Origin of the sequence: uncultured Thiohalocapsa sp., assembly GCF_913063425.1 — a bacterium.
Classification (GTDB): domain Bacteria; phylum Pseudomonadota; class Gammaproteobacteria; order Chromatiales; family Chromatiaceae; genus Thiohalocapsa.
Genome location: NZ_CAJXYK010000015.1, coordinates 43,973 through 63,168, shown reverse-complemented (window position 1 = coordinate 63,168; position 19,196 = coordinate 43,973). Strand labels below are relative to the sequence as shown.

The following is a 19,196-nucleotide window of genomic DNA, read 5'->3' as shown; positions in this document are numbered from 1 at the left end:
GCCCGGTCGGGAGTCGTCGCGGCTCGGCCGGCGCGGCGGAGGTCGCGGGGATCCTGCTCAGAGCAGGGCGGAGAGGTCCAGCTCCAGGTCCGGCAGCATCACCGGCCGGATCAGCCCGGGCGACTCCAACAGGAAGCTGGTGGCGTAGCTGCCCTGGGCCGGCTGCGGATCACGATGGATGGTCACTGCCCGGCCGCCGATGTCGATAAGCCAGACCTCGGGGACGCCGAAGCGGGCGTAGAGGGGGAGCCTGCGGTGGCGGTCGTGGGCGGGGCTGGTGTCGGCAACCTCGACGAGCAGCAGCACGTCGTCCGGGTGCGGGTGCCCGGTCGCGTAGAAGTCCTCCCGCGGCTTCAGCACGGCAATGTCAGGCTGCGGGGCATTGAGATCGCCGAGTATCACGGGGTTTTGGGTCCGACACGGGTCGTCGCGTGGCCCCAATGCACTGCCTGCTGCGCGCGGGGCACCGGCGCGGCGCGGGCCGGAGCCGCGCCGGCAGGTCAGCGCGCGAAGAGTCGGCGCACCTGGGCGTAGCGCCGCCGCAGGGGGTGGGCGACGCGCGGATGCAGCGCCAGGCGGCTCAGCAGAGCCGGCATCGGGTCGGTGAGGCGCAGATAGGCGTCGTAGGCACGCCCACGGCCGGGACGCAGCGGCGGCAGCGGCAGGCCGCGGGCGCGCAGATGGTGCCGGGCACGGCGGGTGGTGATGGAATTGAGCCAGGTGTGCGCCTGCGGCGACGTCCGCTCCCGCGGCAGCGGCAGGCCCACCTGGTCGCAATAGGCGCAATGGGGCCGGTTGACGCCGTTGAGGATGGCAACCTCTTCCAGCTGCTCGGTGCGTCCGATGCTGGGCTCGATGACGTAAAAGGACCCGGTGCGCGGGTCGCGCTTCAGCTCGATGCCGCAGAATCCCGTTAGGTCCAGGCGCCCGAAGAAGGCATCGGCGAGTGCCTCCACCTCGGCGCGGTGCTCGCCCGCCGCCGTGCAGGCGGCGGTGGCGCCCTTGCCCGGCGGCCAGGAGTACAGATTGCGGCCGACGAAGGAGGCTAAGCGACCGTGCGCGGGGCTGCGGTACTGGAGACAGAAATACAGCGCATCATCGCCGCCCGGAATCCATTCCTGGGCGACCAGCTCGCGGTGATGGGGCCAGATGGCGCGAACCCGCACCTGGAGCGCCTCGGCATCGTCCAGAATGTAGGCCTTCTCGAAGCGCTGCATGTAGCCGAGGTCGTTGTCCACCGGCTTCAGGATGACCGGGAAGCGCAGCCCGCAAGCCTCGGCCAGGGCAGCCTCCCCGTGCAGGACCAGCGTGCGGGGCAGGCGGAGCTCACTGCCGGCGATCAGGCCGCCGAGGTGCGCCTTGTTCTCCGCGTCCCGCACGATTGCATGGTCCGGCAGCACGAAACGAAACGCGCTCTCCAGCCGTGCCCGGTGCGCCGAGATCAGCAGCGAGGGCAGCCGCAGCGTCGCCATCAGCACCGGACGCTCGGGCAGCTCCCGGGCGAGGTGCAGCAGCCCGTCGATGAGCCGTTCGGAGCGGATGGGCAGGATGACCTTCCGCCGGGCGTGCCGGGTGGCCATTTCCGCCGCGTGCGGGTCGTCGTGCACGGCGATGACGGGCACGCCGGCGGCGGCGAGCCCACGGACCGCCGCGAGACCGCCGAGGTGCATGCCGACCACCACCGCCGGCACCCGATGCATTTGCGGCGATCTGGCCATCCACGCGAGCAGCGCTGCTGAGAGCGCCGACGCGGCGCAGGGGGCTGGGATTCTCCCCCATCTCCGCCACCATGAAAACCCTCATCGCCTGGCCAAGCAAACGCCAGGCGGGTGCGCGCACCCGCAACGCACCGCGGCGCACAACGCTTGCAGCCATTGCGTCGCGGCCCAGTGCCGGAGCAGGCGCTTGCGCCCAGCTCGGGCGGGCAACACGCGTGTGGACCGCCTCGCCCTGCCGAGCCATGCACACCGGCCAGGGGGCGGCTTGGACGGACCCAGGGAAGGGACCTCAGCGCACGGCCAGCCGACGCATGAAGGCGTAGGAGCGGCGCAGCGGCCTGCCGATGCGCGGCATCAGCGCAAGCCTGCCGAGAACCCCAGGCGCCGGATCGGTCAGGCGGAAGTAGGCATCGTGCACCGCACCGCCGCCGACGCGGAGCCCCGGCCGGGGCTCGCCCTGCGCGCGCAGTTGCTGGCGCGCCCAGCGGGTGGCGATGGGGTTGACCCAGGTCTGCGGGCGTTCCGCGGGCCGCATGTCCGGCAACGGCAGACCCAGCTGATCGCAATAGCCGATGTAGGGGAGATTGATGCCGTTCAGCATGGCAACCTCCTCCTGCTGGTCGGTGCGGCCGACGGTGGGCTCGATCAGGAAGAGCTCACCGGTGTGGCGATGACGCTTGAGCTCGATGCTCCCGAAGCCGTTGGCCCCGATGCCGCCGAGCAGGGCATCGGTGACCGCACGCACCTCGCCGGTGTACTGGTGATCTGCGGTACAGGCCGCCGTCGCCCCTTTGCCGGGGGGCCAGGAGTACAGCTTGCGACCGACGAACGAGCCGCGCACCTCGCCCGCTGCGCTCCGATACTGGAGGCAGAAATAGAGGTGGTCGTCGCCGCCGGGGATCCATTCCTGGAGCACCAGGTCCTGGTAGTAGGGCCAGATGGACCGCACCAGGGTCGTCAGCACCTCCGGCGCCTCCAGGATATAGGCCTTCTTGAAGCGGCGCATGTAGGCCGGATCGTTGTCGGCGGGCTTGAGGATCACCGGGTAGCGAAAGCCGGCGGCGGATGCCAGGGCGGTCTCGTCCTTCAGCACCAGCGTGCGCGGCAGTTGCAGGCCGGCACGCTCGGCCATCGGCAAGAGCCGCTCCTTGTTCTCCCCATCCTGCACCACGGCGTGCGGTGGCAGCACGAACCGATACGCTTCTTCCAGGCGCGCGCGATATTCCGAGATGAGCAGCAGCGGCAGACGCACCGTCGCAATCAGGACGGGGCGTTCCGGCAGCTCCCGGGCGAGCTCGAGCAAGCCGTCGATGAGGCCCTGTGTGCGGATGGGCAGCACGATCCGCCGGCTGATGCGGCGGCTGGCCATCTCCGGCGCCTCGGCCGAATCATGGACCGCGATGACCGGCACACCGGCGGCGGCCAGGCTGCGCGTCACACCAAGACCGCCGAGGTGCATGCCAACCACCACCGCCGGCACGGCATGCCGCTGCCTAGAAGCTGTCATGTGTCGAGACCGGCCGCCAATGAGTGGATGGCGGCGTGAAGATTCCGGCTCGCCGCCACCGTAGGTACGCACCTCCGGCCCTTGGAGCCGCCCCGGTGCACGCGCGCTTAGGTTGCCGGATGGCAGCGGCTCCGCCGTTGGAGGGAAGGCCGTGCAGAGGGGTGCGGGAAACGCGGGTCTCGCCTTCGGGCGGCACCGTGGGGCCGCACCCCTGCCCGCGGGAGGAAAGGCGCCGCCGATGTGCCGTCAGGGCGTTGGCGAGCCTGCCTGGGCGGCGGCGTCCGCGGCCGGATCGTAAGGAATGACGTGCTCCTGCTCGTTGGGGTCGTTGCGGGAGACAATGGCCCGGGCGGGCTCCGTATCGCTCAGGTTGACGGGCTGGTGCGGAACATTGGGCGGGATGAACAGAAAGTCGCCGGCCTCGTTGATCACGGACTGCTTGAGGCCGGGTCCATAGCGTGTCTCGACACGGCCCTCCAACAGGTAGACAACGCTCTCATAACCGGAGTGAGTGTGCGGCTCCGCGGCCGCACCGGGCGGAATCACCACGAGGTTCATGGAAAGCCCGGTGGCGCCGGCGGTGGCCCCGGAGATGCCGACGAACTGCGGCAGCCGCTGCCTGGACACGATCTCCTCCGGCGCAGAGACCACCACGATGCCCTGCTCGCCACCGGCAGCTTGCGCGTATTCCCCGGTCGCCGGCGCCTCCTCATGGTCATGCGCGGCGGTCAGGCCGCCGGCGAGGATCAGCGGCAACGCGAGCACGGCCAGACGCCGTGACACATGACGAGAACAAGGATGGAAGGTGCGGTGTCGCATGCTTGCTTGACCCGTATAGGGTGACTGTGAGCCAGGTGTGGTCACTGATGTCTTTGCGCACTTGCCCGCCGTGCGGCGGTGAGCGCCCCGTCCACCCAATGTTGGAGCGCCGCTGGCTCCTCCAAGGCATCTGCCGGCGGCGGATAGTCAGACGGCGGCCATCAGCGCCCGGATCTTGTCCACATCCGGCTGCCGGACGACCCCGCGCTCGGTGACGATGCAGTCCACCAGCGCCGCCGGCGTCACATCGAACACGGGATTGTGGGCGCCCACGCCCTCCGGGCCGATGCGCTTGCCGCCGCAGGCGAGCACCTCCTGCGGATCGCGCTCCTCGATGGGGATGTCGGCGCCGCTCTCGACCTGCATGTCGATGGTGGACGTGGGCGCCGCCACCATGAAGCCGACCCCGTGATGGCGCGCCAGCACTGCCAGGGCATAGGTGCCGATCTTGTTGCAGACGTCGCCGTTGGCGGCGATGCGGTCCGAGCCGACGACGACCCAGCCCACCTCGCCCCGGGCCATCATGCTCGCGGCGACGTTGTCCGATTGCACGGTGACCGGGATGCCGGACTGCGCCAGCTCCCAGGCCGTCAGGCGCGAGCCCTGGAGCCAGGGCCGGGTCTCATCCGCATAGACCATCCGCACCTTGCCCGCAGCGTGGGCGCTGCGCACCACGCCGAGCGCCGTGCCATAGCCACCGGTGGCGAGCGCCCCGGCGTTGCAGTGGGTGATGATGTCCGTCGGCCCGTGGATCAGCTCGGCGCCGAAGTCGCCCATGGCGCGGTTGGCGGCGGCGTCTTCCTCGTGAATCCTGCGCGCCTCGGTGAGCAGGGCGGGCACCGGGTCGGCGGCCTCCAGCGCATTGATGAGCCGGCGCATGCGCTCCAGCGCCCAGAACAGGTTCACCGCCGTGGGCCGGCTCGCCGCCAGCAGCTCGATGTCCGCGCCCACGCCGTCGCGCCAGCCGGCCGGGTCTCCCCGGAACCTGTCCCGCGCCGCGAGCACCACGCCATAGGCGGCCGTGATCCCGATGGCGGGCGCCCCGCGCACCACCATGTCTTTGATCGCCGCAGCCGTTTCGGCCGCGGAGGCGCAGGCCAGAAACCGCGTCTCCCCGGGCAGGATGCGCTGATCGAGCAGATAGAGCCTGTCGTCGTGCCAGACGATGGCGTTGTCGGGGTGGATGGCGAGGGGGTCAGGGATGTTCATTGGGCAGCAGCGGCGGCACAGAGTCGAAGTCTGGGGCGCATTCTTGACCGGCGGCCGCCCCAGCTCAAGGGGCGGACGCCGAGCGGAAGCAGTCTCCCCAGGTACGCGGACTTCAGTCGGCCATCGGCTGCGCCGGCTTCAGTCATCCGCCGGAGCAGCCGAACGTCCGCCCGCCCCGGCAACCTCTGCCCCGGGCGACTGAAGTCGCCTCTCCCCAGGGGCCGGATGAATCCGGCGTACCCGGGCGGCCGGCGCCAGCGACATGGCCGGGCTATGGGCATGGCGCAGCCGGCTTTGCGTCGTCCGCCGCGTTGCGCTAGAACGGCCCTGCTGCTGACCCCGATGCCGGCACCCGGGGCAGTCGCATCCGCGGCCCAGGCCACACCAGCTACACCGACGCAGAGCAACCATATGCAGACAGAGCTCCTGATCCACGCCGACTGGGTCCTGCCCGTGGACGCAAGCGATGCCACCCTGGAAAAGCACAGCCTCGGCATCGCCGACGGGCGCATTGCCGCCCTGCTGCCGCGGGCCGAGGCCGAGGCCCAGATCGAGGCCGCCAGAACCCTGGACCTGGCGGGCCACGCCCTGATGCCCGGACTCATCAACGCCCACACCCACTCGCCCATGAGCCTGCTGCGCGGGCTGGCGGACGACCTGCCGCTGATGACCTGGCTGCACGAGCACATCTGGCCCGCCGAGGGGCGCTGGGTGGATGCGGAATTCGTCGCCGACGGCACACGGCTCGCACTGCTGGAGATGCTGCGCGGCGGCATCACCTGCTTCAACGACATGTATTTCCACGCGGAGGTCACGGCGCGGGTCTGCGCGGAGGCCGGCATGCGCGTGCTGGCCGGCATGATCGTCGTGGACTTTCCGACCCGCTACGCCGACAACGCCGACGACTACCTGCGCCGGGGCCTGGAGCTCTACGACCGCTGGCGCGACCACCCGCTGGTGCGCCCGGCCTTCGCCCCGCACAGCACCTATGCCGTGTCGGAGGCACCGCTCACGCGCGTGCGCACCCTGGCGGACGAGCTGGAGGTGCCCGTGCACATCCATCTGCACGAGACCCGCGACGAGGTGCAGCAGGTGCTGCGCGCCCACGGCGAGCGGCCCATCGCCCGGCTCGACCGGCTCGGACTGCTGGGCCCGCAACTGATCGCGGTGCACATGACGCAGCTGGAGGATGAGGAGATCGCACGCCTGGCCGAGACAGACACCCAGGTGGTGCACTGCCCGGAGTCCAACCTCAAGCTTGCGAGCGGCTTCTGCCCGGTGCACGACCTGCTCGCGGCGGGTGTCAACGTGGCACTCGGCACCGATGGCGCCGCCAGCAACAATGACCTGAACATGCTCGGCGAAATGCGCACCGCCGCCCTGCTGGCCAAAGGCGTGGCCGGTGCGGCCAGTGTCTTGCCGGCAGCACAGGCCCTGCGCATGGCCACCTGGAACGGCGCCAAGGCGCTGGGGCTGGATGGGGAGATCGGCTCGCTTGAGGTGGGCAAAGCGGCGGACGTCGTCGCCGTGGACCTGGGCGACCCGCACACCCAGCCGGTCTATCACCCCTGCTCCCAGCTCGTCTACGCCGCCAGCAGCCACCAGGTGCGCCACGTCTGGATCCGCGGCCGGCAGGTGCTGCGCGACGGTGCGCCGCTGACGCTGGACCCGCCGGCGATCATCGCCGCCGCCAAGGCGTGGGGCGCGCGAATCGGCGGAGACGAGTCGCGTGGGCGGGTCAGCACACGCCCCCCGGAATCCGGTTGACCATCGGCGGCTCAACCCCTCCACCGTATGGCGGGACCTCGTCTCCAGGCTTAACCCGACGCGAGCCGCCGTTACATATGGCTGCGCTGATGGCCGCCGCACGGCAGTGCGAAGAGACGATCGGCAGAGCGCGGCCCCGCACCGAGGCGACAACCGGCTCAGGCGTCGCCTTCTTTGCCGATCAGCGCCCGCAACCTGCGCAGCTCTGCCTCGGCGGTTTCGGCGCGGCGGGTCTCTTCGGCGAGTTGGCGCTGGGCTGCGTCGGCCTCGGCCTGCGCTGCTTTTGCCTCGGCTTGCGCGGCTTCCGCCCCGGCTTGGGCGGCTTCGGCCTCGGCTTGGGCGGCTTCGGCCTCGGCTTGCGCGGCTTCTGCCTCGGCTTGCGCGGCTTCGGCCTCGGCTTGGGCGGCCTCGGCATGCGCCTTCTCAGCCGCCGCCTCGGCTTGGGCGATCTCGGTATGCGTCAGCAACAGATTGCCGTCGGCGTCCCACCAGCGCAGCCAGCGGGTCTCGACAGTGCGAAAGCTGCCGTCCCACCAGCCGAGGCGCAGGGCCAGCAGGGGGCTCGGGATCTGCCCCGGGGCGGTGGGCGTCAGGGGCCGGTAGCGGCCGTCCACCAGGGAGAAGCCGGCGAAGTCCTCCGGTGCCCAGGGATCGAACCAGAAATACTCGGCGACCCGCAGCCGGTCCTGGTAGATCTGCTTCTTCTCCACCTTGTCCACCTGACGGCTCGTCTCGGAGACCAGCTCAATGACCAGGTCAGGTCCCTTGCCCTCCTGCCAGACCACCCAGCTCTTGCGCTCATGGGGCGAGACACCGAGGACGACGAAGACGTCCGGGCCGCGAAAGTCCTTGCCGCGCAGCTGCTCCTCACTGAAGTACAGGAACATGTTGCCGCCGACGAAGCAATCACCGCGCGCCTCGGCCCAGGGCAGCAGCGCGTCGATGAGCAGGTCCATTTGCAGACGATGGCGCCAGGTCTCCATCGGCTCTCCGTCGTCGCTGGGGAGATCGTCCTCGGTGGGCAACCGCGGGAGTGCAGCTGCGGGGTGGTTCATGACGGTGTCACATGCGGGCCATCAGCGATTCTCAAAATTCCAGCAGAGGGAATGGGTGCGGTCAAGCCGTTGACCGAAAGCCCGGCGCTGCGAGCGCTCAGCTCACCGCCGGCGCTTGTCGGATGTAGCGATCATCGGTGAGCTGCTTGACCACGAAGTCCGCGACGTCCGCCCGCGACACACGCTTGGCCTTGATGGACTTGTCGGTGCCGGCGGCATACGCACCGGTGAGTGGCCCATCGGTGAGCCCGCCGGGGCGAACGATGGTCCAATCCGTGGCGCTTGCCATGATGAGCCGCTCCTGCGCTTCCTTGGCCTGCATGATGCGCTTGAGCGTCAGATTCATGATGACGCGGAAGGCGAGGTTGATCTGGTCGATGCTGTCGCCCACGCCCATGGAGCTGACGGCGATGAGGCGCCGCACACCCTGCTTGTCCATGGCGGCGAGGATGCGCTCCGTGCCGGCGGCTTCCACGGGCTCGTTGCCGGGCTTGGTGCCCAGCACGCAGATGACGGCGTCCGCGCCCTGCACGCAGGCGTCTGTCGCGGCCTGGTCGAGCACGTCGCCCTGGATCACGTTGAGTCCCTCGTGGGGTGCAAGCTTGCCGGGATCGCGGGCGAGGGCCTGGACACTGTGACCTGCTGCGAGCGCCTGTTCCAGCACCTGCGTGCCGGTGCCGCCGGTGGCGCCGAAGAGTGCGATACGCATGGCTCAGGCGCCCCCGGCGGCGTCGGCGCGCCGGAAGACCATCATGTAGTTGATGCCCTTGTAGCCGCTTAAAGAGAAATGGCGGTTGAAGGGATTCACCCGGACGCCGGTTTCGTCGATGACGGCGAAGTCCTCACCGAGCCCTGCCCGCAGCTCCTGCGGCTTCACCAGCTTGCGATAGTGGTGCGTGCCCTTGGGCAGCCAGCCGAGGACGTATTCGGCGCCGATGATGGCGCTGAGCCAGGCCACCGGCGTGCGGTTGATGGTGGCCACCACCATGACGCCGCCTGGACGCACCAGTTGCCCGCAGCTGGCCAGGAAGTCCGGCAGGTTCTCCACGTGCTCCACCACTTCCATGTTGAGCACGGCATCGAATGTCGCGCCGGTGGCGGCGAGGTCGTCGGCGGTGACGAGCTTGTAGTCGATGTCCGCCCCGGACCAGCCGGCATGAATTTCGGCGACGCGGATGTTCTTTTCCGTGATCTCGGTGCCCGTGACCCGCGCGCCGAGGGCGTGCACCGATTCGCTCAGGATGCCGCCGCCGCAGCCGATGTCCAGGATCTCAAGCCCCTCCAGCGGGCGCGCGGCGCCGGGGTCGCGGCCGAAGGCGGCGCAGAGCCGGTCGCGCACATAGTCGAGCCGAAAGGCGTTCAACTTGTGCAATGGCCAGAACGGACCCTGGTCGTCCCACCAGCGATGGGCGAGCTTCTCGAAGTACTCGACTTCGCTGGGGTCGATGTCCGAGGCGCTGAGGTGGGCGGCGGTCATGGCAGGCGGGAAGCTGTGGAGTCGGCGTTGGCGGCGATATCTGGCTGCGCCGCCGCCTTTGCAAGCGCTCGACTTCGAGGCCAGAGCAGCCCAGCACCAAGCCGGGCGACGGGCTGCGGGCTGGTCCGTTAGACTCTGGTGTTGGTGTCCGCCACCGCAGCAAGAGACGACGATGCACAAACGCCCACCGCCCGGGCTGGTCCTGGGCTTGGCCCTGGCAGCCTGCAGCGCCGCCGGCAGCGCCGGGACGGCCCAACGCGTCGAGGTCTTCAAGGCCGACGGCAGCCGCCAGTGCGAGCCGGACAGCGGCATATCGCCTGCCGCCATGCGCAACGATCTGGAGGCCGCCGGCATCCGCGTCCACGCCGCCCGCTCGGCGTCCGACGGCATGCTGCATGTGCAGGTCTGCGGCGCCCCGACGGGGCGGATCAACGTCTTCAGCATCGACGCGGCCGGGCTCGACGCGGCCCGCTCCCTGGGCTTCCAACCCCTGGCCGGGCCGCGTTAGAGCCGGATCGCCAATGCTTCATCGGCTGCAAGGCTTCGCCCGCTGGCTGCGGCCGGCGCGACCGCTGCTCGTTGCGCTCGGGCTCCTGGCCTTTGCGCTCGCGACCTACCTGGTGCTGTTCGGCGACCCGCAGACCAGCGATCCCCTGCTGCTGCCCGCCATCCTGGGGCTGCTCTGGTGCTTGTGCGCCGTGGTGTTCATCAGCACCTTCGAGACGGTGCCGCCGGCGCCGCCGGCCGATGTCACCGGCTTGAGCCGGCTCAAGCGCCGGGTCGCCCGGCTCTGGTACAGCCTGCTGGCGCTTGCCTTCCTCGGACTCACCGTCGCCGCGCTGCTGCTCACCAACCGCCTCCTCGGCGAAGCGCTCGGCTGACCGGGCGCGCACGCGGGTCGGCGCCGCCCGCCGACAGCCTTCCATCCAAACCCCACAGCCACCGCCCCCGACCGGAGCCCGCGCTTGAACGAAGACGCCATCGCATCCGCCTACGAACTGCTGCACAGCTCGGTGATGACCTATGGCGGCGAGCCCGTGGGCACCGTGGCCGCGATCGCCGCGGGGGGTGCCGAGGCCGAGAATTATCACGACTGCTTCGTGCGGGACTTCATCCCGTCGGCGCTCGTGTTCCTGGCCGACGGCGAGGCCGACATCGTGCGTAACTTCCTGCGCACCGTGCTGCGCCTGCGCAGCCAGCACCAGCGCATCCACGGCCACGAGATCGAGCCCGCAGTGCTGCCCGCGAGCTTCCGCGTCGGCATCGACGACGCAGGCCAGGAGCGCGTGCGCGCCGACTTCGGCGACCATGCCATCGGCCGCGTCGCACCGGTGGACGCCATGATGTGGTGGGTCATCCTGCTCAACATCTACTGCCGCGCCACCGGCGACAAGACGCTCGCCATGGAGCCGGAGGTGCAGCGGGCGCTGCGCGGTATCCTGGATCTCACGCTGCGGGAGGGCTTCGAGGTCTTCCCGACCCTGCTGGTGCCGGACGGCAGCTTCATGATCGACCGGCGCATGGGTGTCTACGGCCACCCGCTCGAAATCCAGTCGCTCTTCTACGGCATGCTGGTGAGCGCCATCGAGCTGCTGCGGGACACGCCCGAGTCCCACGACGTGCTGGTGCTGGCGGAGAAGCGCGAAAACATGCTGCGCAACTACATCCAGCTCTTCTACTGGCTGGACATGGAGCGCCTCAACGAGATCCACCGCTACCGCACCGAAGAGTTCGGCACCGGCAGCGTCAACATGCTGAACATCTATCCGGAGTCCATCCCGGAATGGGTGGTGGACTGGCTGCCGGCACGCGCAGGCTATCTGGTGGGCAACCTCGGCCCCGGGCGCATGGACTTCCGCTTCTTTGCCCTCGGCAACCTGCTCGCCATCATCTTCGGCATCACCAGCCAGCGCGAGGCGCAGGGCATCATGCGCCTGTACCAGGACCGCTGGGAGGACCTCGTGGGCAACATGCCCGCCAAGCTGGTCTACCCCGCAGTCGTCGGCAAGGAGTGGATCTTCATGACCGGCAGCGACCCCAAGAACGTGCCCTGGTCCTACCACAACGGCGGCAACTGGCCGGTGCTCATCTGGGCCTTCGTCGCCGCCGCCATGAAGACCGGCCGCGGCGACCTGGCGCAACTGGCCCTGGATGTCGCCGACCACGGCCTACCGCAGGCCAACTTCCCCGAGTACTACGACGGCCGTGCAGGCAATCTCATCGGCCGCCGCGCGCACCTGCGGCAGGTGTGGTCCGCGGCGGGCTACATCCTGGGCCACAAGATCGTCGAGAACGACCAGCTGCTCGACATGTTCTGCGCGGTCGACCAGCGCGACGCGGGCGACTGACGCGGCTGCGGCCGGCCACCGACCAGCGCCGTCCCAACGCCTGTGACCGGCGCCCGTGACCAGCGCCGGTGCCGGTGCCCAGCATGCTGCCCAATCCTGGCGCCCGGCACGGGCATCGCATCCGCAGCGGACCTGCGGTGCGATGCTGGTGCGCGGTCGCGCCGTAGGACCGCCGCCGTCGGCTCCTTGTCCCGGGTGCACGCCGGCTGCTTGCGGCACACCCCTGCCGGGACCTGTCCCACCCACACCAGGCGGTAGACGCCACCCCCCACCAGCCCGGACACAGCCTGCGGGAGGGGCGCGAAGACGGGCCGCTGGATGTCCGTGCTGCCGCTGACCCCGATCCATCCCTGACGAACGGCCGCACGCCGCCGCACTGCCGCCGGCGTGACAGCGCGTCCACCTCGCCCCGGCGTCCGGCCCGTGATATCGCCCCGCCAGCAGCGGATCGCGGTGATGCACTCAGCCCCAGACCGCGTGCAACCCTGGGCGCCGGGCCACGATCCCAGCGCAGCCCCGCGCGTGACGGCCGACGAGCAGAAGCTCATCACCGATCCTTCAAACAGTAATATCACCGATCTCTTTGACAGTTTCTGTACCGACACTGCTAGACTCATCCGCAGTCCATCACCCCTGCCGCAACTCAGTGTTTCACTGATCTTGCGTTCGGCTGGCCCCGGTAGGCGTACCCCAGGGCCTCGGCAGCCGGGGGCCATGCCGCACAGGTCAGTACCCGTACCTGTGGGGTCACGGCGCAGCACCGGCAGAGGGTGTCTGACACGGGAGTTTGCAAGCAGTCCATGTCGCTTGAGATCGGCCAGCCCGACTTCGGCAGCACCTACGCCACCGTCGATGACTTCGTCGCCGGCGACTATGTCCATACCAGCGCCGCGTCTGACGCATCGGTGGAGCTCCTCCATGTGGTGAATCCGGTGGCCGCCAAACCCGGCTCCGATCTGGTGGTCGCCCAACCGGTGACTTTTGCCTCCATGCACAGCGCGCGCCGCTTCGCAGCCCAGGAAGATCCGGCGCTGTCAGTGCGGCTTGCGGCAACTGTGCTGCCCCAGGACGCCGCGGCTGTGCCCGAGGGCATGGAGCGCTTGCCGGACCTGACGCGCACGGTGCTCGACGTCGCAAGCTTCGAGCGCCCGCGTGCGCTCCCGTTGGTGTTCGACATCCTGGGGCGAGCCCAGCGGAGCGCTCCCGCAACCGACGCCGACCTTGCCGCGGTCGTGCTGACCAATGTCGACATCGGGCTGATGCCCCATTTCTATCTGTTGGCCGCAGACCTGCTGCGGCGCGGCTATGACGCCGTCATCGTCAACCGGCGCTCCATCGCGCGGGCCTTCGCCGCCCCGGAGCAGTTGCCGCTGATGTACGCCCAACACGGCAGCTCCCATCCCGGGCTGGATTGCTTCATCATCGAGCGCAGCCTACTGGATCGCTTCGTTACCAACCGCGCCTGCGTTGGCGGCGGCTTCGTCATGCGCGGACTGCTGTTCAATCTCGTGGCCCACGCCGAGCGCCTGCGCATCCTGCTGGATGCCCAGGCAACCTTCCACATCGGCGACGACGCGGCCTGGGCAACATCGCCCTATGCCGATTACGAAGCACACAACAAGGCCGAGGCCCTGAGCGTCTTCAGGAGCCTGTCCGCCGACCCGGTCAAGGCGGAGCGCTTGCGCCGGTTCGCGATGCAGACCAACGAGAACTGGCTGCCGCCCGAGCTGCTCGGCCTGCCGGCGAAGCAGCCAAGCCTGTTGCAGCCGATCAAGTCCCGCCTGCGCGGCGTGCTGCAGCAGGTGGTGAAGGGTCGCAACGCCGGCCAGCCGGGCTGACGCCGGGCACCCACCGCCGCATCAAGGCTGTGGCAACCGCACGCTGCCGCCAGCCAGCCGCGGACCGGGGGCGGTGAACGCCGTCGCAGCCGGCGCCCCGTCTGAACCCCAGGTCAGCCCCGGCCGCGGGCTTTGCTGCCACCGGGGCAACGCGCATGACGGCGCGGAGCATGCCGCGGGCTGCGAGCTGCCCCTATTCGCACGCAGGCATCCTCCCCGGCTGTCAATGGATACGGCCCACCGTATTATTGAAGGCTTACGCTGGGTCGGTATCGACACCCGGGGGTGGCTTGCACCTGGCCCCGCGCTCCGCCCTACACCGCCGGGCGATGCGCATGGCAGCAGCACGACCGGGTCCAGCCCGGCGTCGCCCGCAGCGGAGCCCGCAACAAGCCATGTCGCCAGCGTCCGGTCAGCCCGACTTCAGCCGCACCTATTCCACCGTCAGCGAGTTCGCCGCCGCGGAGTACCTTCAAGCCACCACGGCGCCGGCCACATCGGTGGAGATCCTGCATGTCGTCAACCCCGTGGCGGCCAAGCCGGGCTCCGATCTGGGCAACGCGCAACCCGTGACCTATGCCTCCATGCGCAGCGCGCAACGTTTCGCGCTTCAGGAAGACCCACAGCTGTCGGTGCGGCTCGCGGCGACCGTACTGCCGCGGGACGCCGCCGCCGTTGAAGACGGCTTCGAGCGGCTGCCGGACCTCGACCGCACCGTGCTCGATGTGGCGAGCTTCGAGCGTCCGCGGCCCCTGCCGCTGTTGTTCGACATCGTCCAACGGGCCGCAGCAGCCCCCGCAGCCGAGCATGCCGAGGTCTCCGCGATCGCGCTGACCAACGTGGACATCGGCCTGATGCCGCACTTCTACCTGCTCGCGGCCGACCTGCTGCGCCGCGGCTACGACGCCGTCATCATCAATCGGCGGACCATTGCGGACGGCTTCACGACACCCGAGCAGTTGCCGATGATTTACGCCGACATCGGCAAGTCACATCCGGGGTTCGACTGCTTCATCGTGCGCCGCGAGCTGCTCGGGCAGTTCGAGGCAAGCCGCGCCTGTGTCGCCGGCGGCTTCGTGATGCGCGGGCTCCTTTACAACCTCGTGGCCCATGCCGAGCGTCTGCGCATCCTGCTGGATGCCCATGCCACCTTCCACATCGGCGACGCCGCCCGCTGGGCGGGCCGGGAGTTTCCGGACTACGAGGCATTCAACAAAGCGGAAGCGCTGCGCGTGTTCGAGCGCTTGTCCGCGGACCCTGTCAAGGCCGCACGGCTGCGGGGATTCGCGATCCAAACCAATGAGAGCTGGCTGCCGCGGGAACTGCTCGGGCTGCCACCGGCGCAGCCGCGTGCCCTCGCGCGCATGAAATCGCGGCTGCGCACCGTCCTGTCACGCTTCATGCCGCCCCGCGACGCGGGTCAAGCGCACTGACCCCCAGGCGGCCCGCCCGTCAGCCCACCTGACCCAGTCTGCGGGCACGCGGTGCCAGGCGCGCGAAGAGCGCACGCACGGCATCGAAGATCTGCAGCCGGGTGTTCGCAAGCGGCACATGGGAGCGCCACGCGAGCATGAGTACGCCGACGGCGACCGCATAGGCACCGAATACCGCGGCGCAGAGCGCAACGAGCAGACCGAAGCTCGCGGCCCCGAAGGCCTCCAGCGCGGGCCCCCGGGCCAGGAGCCCGGCGAGGCAGGCCAGCGTCGCGGCAATCATCGCCGGCGCCACGGCATGACCGAGCTCGGTGAAGCCCAGCGCGATGCGCGAGCGGCGCAGCAGCCGCACCAGCAGGACGAAGAACAGGATTTCGCGCAGGGAGATGCCGATGGCGATGGCCATCAGCCCCCAGGGGGCCAGCACGAGCACGCCGACGATGGTGACCAGCAGCACGCCGAGGTGCACGGACGCCGCCTGCCGCACCAGCCCCTGCGCGTTCACGAAGCTGATGAGGGTCACGGACAGCATCAGGAAGACGGCACCGACAACCATGGCCTGCAATGGGTGACCCGCCGCCGCCCAGGCGCTGCCGTAGATGAGCTCGATGGCATCCGGCCCGGCGACACCGAGCACGACGAACAGCGGCATGGTGACCACGGCGATGGCGGAGATGGCCTTGAAGAAGAGCTGTCGCGACCAGCCGATGTCGTCCTGGATACGGGACAGCGAGCCCATCACCAGCGGCCCCAGGCTTTCGGCGAACTGATCCGATGGGATGCGCGCCAGCGAGAATGCCCGGTTGTAGAGACCGAGCTGTGTGGTGCCGAGCAGCGCCCCCACCAGCATGTTGTCCACGCGTTGCGTGGCCAGGGCCAGTACGTTGTTCACCGTCGCGAAGCTCGAATAGCCCACCAGGCCGCGCACCGGCGCCAAGCTCGGCCAGCCCGGGCGCCAGCGCGTGAAGCGCATGAGGATCACCAGGTTGACCAGTGAGCTCACAAAGGCGCTCAGCACCAGGCTGTAAGCGCCCGCCCCCAGCAGCGCGGCGCCGATGGAGAAGGGCGCCGCGACGGTGAGGGTCACGATGTTGAGCACCGCCACCTGATCGAAGCGCATCTCCCGTCGCAGCAGCGCGAGGGCGACAGCGCTGAACGGCATGAGCACGAAGATGCCGCTCATCAGATACATGACGCTCGCAAACCGCGCTGTCCCATAGACGGCGGACAGGGGCTCCGCGATGAGGACAGCCATGCCCATGAAGACCGCGGCGAGCACGCAAATGGACCAGAATGCCGCGTTGACCTGCTCGTCCGTCAATGACCTGGCCTGGACAATGGCCTGCGGCACGCCGAACTTGACGCCCAGAATGAACAGCGTCGTAAAGGCGGTGACGGCAATGAAGATGCCGAACTCGGACGGCCCCAGGAGGCGTGCGAGCACGATGCCGATGACGAACTGGCCGATGGTGACATAGACCTGGTTCGCATAGGTCCAGGCCGCGCCCAGCCTGACCTGCCTGCTGAAGTTGGCGGTGTTCAAAAGGACGTGGACCGACGCGGCGCCTCAGGCCGCCGGCTTCGCGCGCGGGCCGCCATCCGCCCCGGCCCCGGCTCCTGCGCTGATCGCAGAACCGGCCTCGGCACCCCCGTGCGCCGCAATGGCCTCACGCAGCTCCCGGTTGGGCCGGAAAGCGAAGCGTTTGTTGCGCAACAGCACATCACCGGGATAGACGATGAGCACCTCGAACCCGGGCAGGAGCCGGAGCAGCTCGGCCAATGTCGCCTGCCCTTCGTAGAGCTCTTCGTTGCTGTACTCGGTATAGATGAAATGGGTGCGCTCCAACATGTCGCCGGCGCCCTCCAGCACCTCCCGCTCGGCGCCCTGGACATCCATCCACAGGAAATCGATCTGCTCGATGCCTGCCTCACGACACCAGTCGTCGAGGCGCCGCGTTTCGATCTCGAGTGTGGAGTCGAAACGGATGTCCGCATGCTTCTCAAGGTGCTTCTTGGGCTTCTTGATGCTGCCCGAGGCATCCCAGTCCTGACCCGCCGGCGCCTCGTGCGCGCCGGGCTCGCCGCCGCTGCTCTGGTAGAAGGTCGCCGTCCCCTGCGCGTTGGAGAGCGCGAGCTGGAACAGCTGCACCCGCGCTGCGGGGCCGATGCGGGCCTTGAAACGAGCAACGGCGCGCGGGTCCGGCTCGAAGCAGTAGATGGCGGCATCCCCGCGCAGGTCGAGAAACCACTGGGTATGAAAGCCATCGTTGGCACCCACTTCCACGACGACCGGCTTGCGGGCAGTCAGGCAGGCACGCAGCGTCGGGCGGTCCAGCACCGGGGACGGCGGCTTCGGCGGCGCCTTCACCATGCCGCGATAGAGACTGCGCAGGACGCGCTTCACCGCTGGAAACCGGTCCAGCTTGTCACCGACGTAGGTCATGCTCGTGTTTCTCCGGCGTGTCAGCCCGCGGCCCCGCCGCCTGTGCGCTGCCCTGCGCGCACCCTGGGGTCGCTCGAAAGATCGGCGGTACGCCGGCGGCAGCTGCCGGCCGCGGCGCTCTGAGACCACCGCGCGCAGCGGGCGCGCGGCGCTGGCGAATCGGTGGCGTCGAAGGCTCCATGGCCGTTTTCGAAGCTGTCCCGATCGGGGGGAAAGTGTACCCTCCACCGCTGCGGTTGTCTTTGCCCGTGGGTGACGCCGCCAACGCCGTTCCAGGCATCTTCCGAGGGGGGTTGCGTGGCTTGCGCGGCCGGATCTCGGCTGATCCGCTCCGGCACACCCGCCCTCCCGACGCTCGCGCCGCGGACGCGGTGAGCACGGTTGCCCCCAGACTCTATCGGATGCGCATCCATGGCCGACACCAAGCAGATCGACGGGCTCACCAAGTATGCATACATCGATGCGCTGCGTGGCTGGGCCATCCTGGGCGTGATCCTGGTGCACAGCTCGCAGCGGCTCGCTGATCTGCCGCCGATCCTGCACGGGCTGTTCCAGACGGGACAGTACGGTGTGCAGCTGTTCTTCGTCGCGAGCGCCCTGACCCTGGCCTTGTCGCTGTCCAAGCGCCGTGACCAGGATCGGTTTCCGATTCAGGACTACTTCATCCGCCGTTTCTTCCGCATCGCCCCCCTCTACTACGCAGCGATCGTGCTGTACTTCTTTGTGCACGGCCTGAGCAGCGGCCAATGGCCGCCGCCCAGCCACTTCACGAGCGCAGTGGGGCTCAATGTCCTGTTTCTGCATGCCTGGAATCAATACACGGTGAACAGCGTCGTGCCCGGCGGCTGGTCCATCAGTGTCGAGATGACCTTCTATCTGCTGGTGCCCCTGCTGCTCAGCGTCATCCGCGATCTGCGCGGCGCCCTGATTGCCACCGGCCTCGCGCTGCTGCTCTCGGTGACCGCAGCCTACGCCATGCACCTGCTCGCGGGGCTGCCCTGGCCGGTGCCGAACAACAGCTTCCTGTACTACTGGCTGCCGACGCAGCTGCCGGTGTTCATGCTCGGCTTCGCGCTCTTCTTTCTGATCCGGGACACCGGCCGCTCCGGCGCTCGGCCCGCCGCGGACAGCCCCAGGGCATCGCTCGTGCGGCTTGCCGTGGCGGCGGCACTCTTCGGCATCGGGGCCGCCACCATGTCCTACTCCGCACTCGCAGCCCCGGTGGTGTTCGGCACCGCCGCCGTGTTCTTCGCGTGGGCCTTGGCGCTGCATCCCTGGCCCCTATTCGTCAACCGGCTGCTCTGTCACCTGGGCGAGCTGAGCTTCAGCCTGTACGTGGTCCACTTCGTGTTTGCCTGGTATCTCGCGCCGAGCGTCATTCAGCTCCTCACGGGCCCGGCGGGGCTGCCCGAGCACTGGGCCTGGTCGATGCCGGTGTCGGTGGGCCTGACGCTGCTGCTGTCCGCGGCGACGGCGACACTCACCAACCGCTGGATCGAGCAGCCCGGCATCGATTCCGGGCGCCGGCTGATCGGGCTGCTGGAGGGCCGGCGCAAGCGCCTGCGTGCCACCGGCTGAGCGG

General features: G+C 69.2%; 17 protein-coding genes. 7 read left to right on the top strand and 10 right to left on the bottom strand.

The window, feature by feature from the left end:
* Window positions 1-57: 57 nt before the first annotated feature.
* The 5 genes from QZ607_RS10515 to mtnA form a co-directional block, all read right to left on the bottom strand.
* Window positions 58-402, bottom strand: a complete 345-nt coding sequence (locus tag QZ607_RS10515) for a Uma2 family endonuclease (RefSeq protein ID WP_295882512.1) — start codon at window positions 400-402, stop codon at window positions 58-60.
* Window positions 403-500: 98 nt separating this feature from the next.
* Window positions 501-1,718 carry a hypothetical protein gene (locus QZ607_RS10510; protein ID WP_295882510.1) on the bottom strand — a complete coding sequence of 406 codons (1,218 nt, stop codon included), beginning with the start codon at window positions 1,716-1,718 and terminating at the stop codon, window positions 501-503.
* Window positions 1,719-2,007: 289 nt separating this feature from the next.
* On the bottom strand, window positions 2,008-3,225 hold the full coding sequence (locus QZ607_RS10505) for a hypothetical protein (RefSeq protein WP_295882508.1): 1,218 nt from the start codon (window positions 3,223-3,225) through the stop codon (window positions 2,008-2,010).
* Between the two features lie 246 nt (window positions 3,226-3,471).
* A complete protein-coding gene (locus QZ607_RS10500) occupies window positions 3,472-3,990 on the bottom strand; it encodes a cupin domain-containing protein (protein WP_295882506.1) in 519 nt (172 codons plus the stop codon).
* A gap of 201 nt (window positions 3,991-4,191) precedes the next feature.
* Window positions 4,192-5,253: an S-methyl-5-thioribose-1-phosphate isomerase gene (mtnA, locus tag QZ607_RS10495; protein WP_295882504.1), complete on the bottom strand. Its 1,062-nt coding sequence runs from the start codon at window positions 5,251-5,253 to the stop codon at window positions 4,192-4,194.
* 411 nt (window positions 5,254-5,664) lie between these two features.
* Here mtnA and QZ607_RS10490 point away from each other — a divergent pair, with 411 nt between their 5' ends.
* A complete protein-coding gene (locus QZ607_RS10490) occupies window positions 5,665-7,020 on the top strand; it encodes a TRZ/ATZ family hydrolase (protein WP_295882502.1) in 1,356 nt (451 codons plus the stop codon).
* A gap of 158 nt (window positions 7,021-7,178) precedes the next feature.
* Here the strand turns inward: QZ607_RS10490 and QZ607_RS10485 are convergent, their stop codons facing one another.
* The 3 genes from QZ607_RS10485 to ubiG form a co-directional block, all read right to left on the bottom strand.
* Window positions 7,179-8,075 carry a Uma2 family endonuclease gene (locus QZ607_RS10485; RefSeq protein WP_295882500.1) on the bottom strand — a complete coding sequence of 299 codons (897 nt, stop codon included), beginning with the start codon at window positions 8,073-8,075 and terminating at the stop codon, window positions 7,179-7,181.
* 97 nt (window positions 8,076-8,172) lie between these two features.
* On the bottom strand, window positions 8,173-8,784 hold the full coding sequence (locus tag QZ607_RS10480) for an NAD(P)-dependent oxidoreductase (RefSeq protein ID WP_295882499.1): 612 nt from the start codon (window positions 8,782-8,784) through the stop codon (window positions 8,173-8,175).
* Between the two features lie 3 nt (window positions 8,785-8,787).
* Window positions 8,788-9,552, bottom strand: coding sequence for a bifunctional 2-polyprenyl-6-hydroxyphenol methylase/3-demethylubiquinol 3-O-methyltransferase UbiG (ubiG, locus tag QZ607_RS10475; protein WP_295882497.1), 765 nt, complete (start codon window positions 9,550-9,552; stop codon window positions 8,788-8,790).
* Between the two features lie 172 nt (window positions 9,553-9,724).
* Between ubiG and QZ607_RS10470 the strand changes: the two genes are divergently transcribed.
* The 5 genes from QZ607_RS10470 to QZ607_RS10450 all read left to right on the top strand — a co-directional run bounded on the left by QZ607_RS10470 (window position 9,725) and on the right by QZ607_RS10450 (window position 15,171).
* Window positions 9,725-10,060 (top strand): hypothetical protein, encoded by a 336-nt coding sequence (locus QZ607_RS10470; protein ID WP_295882496.1) that lies wholly within the window; start codon window positions 9,725-9,727, stop codon window positions 10,058-10,060.
* A gap of 13 nt (window positions 10,061-10,073) precedes the next feature.
* A complete protein-coding gene (locus QZ607_RS10465) occupies window positions 10,074-10,433 on the top strand; it encodes a hypothetical protein (RefSeq protein WP_295882495.1) in 360 nt (119 codons plus the stop codon).
* 84 nt (window positions 10,434-10,517) lie between these two features.
* Window positions 10,518-11,900: a glycoside hydrolase 100 family protein gene (locus QZ607_RS10460; RefSeq protein ID WP_295882494.1), complete on the top strand. Its 1,383-nt coding sequence runs from the start codon at window positions 10,518-10,520 to the stop codon at window positions 11,898-11,900.
* A gap of 800 nt (window positions 11,901-12,700) precedes the next feature.
* Window positions 12,701-13,738, top strand: coding sequence for a hypothetical protein (locus QZ607_RS10455; RefSeq protein ID WP_295882492.1), 1,038 nt, complete (start codon window positions 12,701-12,703; stop codon window positions 13,736-13,738).
* 395 nt (window positions 13,739-14,133) lie between these two features.
* The gene (locus tag QZ607_RS10450; RefSeq protein ID WP_295882491.1) at window positions 14,134-15,171 is read left to right on the top strand and encodes a hypothetical protein; all 1,038 of its coding nucleotides are present in this window, start codon (window positions 14,134-14,136) and stop codon (window positions 15,169-15,171) included.
* A gap of 19 nt (window positions 15,172-15,190) precedes the next feature.
* Here the strand turns inward: QZ607_RS10450 and QZ607_RS10445 are convergent, their stop codons facing one another.
* Together QZ607_RS10445 and QZ607_RS10440 are read right to left on the bottom strand one after the other, a co-directional pair.
* On the bottom strand, window positions 15,191-16,714 hold the full coding sequence (locus QZ607_RS10445) for a lipopolysaccharide biosynthesis protein (RefSeq protein ID WP_295882489.1): 1,524 nt from the start codon (window positions 16,712-16,714) through the stop codon (window positions 15,191-15,193).
* A 24-nt stretch (window positions 16,715-16,738) separates the two neighbouring features.
* Entirely contained in the window at window positions 16,739-17,614 is an 876-nt protein-coding gene (locus tag QZ607_RS10440) for an FkbM family methyltransferase (protein WP_295882487.1), read from the bottom strand.
* Between the two features lie 411 nt (window positions 17,615-18,025).
* Here QZ607_RS10440 and QZ607_RS10435 point away from each other — a divergent pair, with 411 nt between their 5' ends.
* Window positions 18,026-19,192 carry an acyltransferase gene (locus QZ607_RS10435; protein ID WP_295882485.1) on the top strand — a complete coding sequence of 389 codons (1,167 nt, stop codon included), beginning with the start codon at window positions 18,026-18,028 and terminating at the stop codon, window positions 19,190-19,192.
* The last annotated feature ends 4 nt before the right edge of the window (window positions 19,193-19,196 follow it).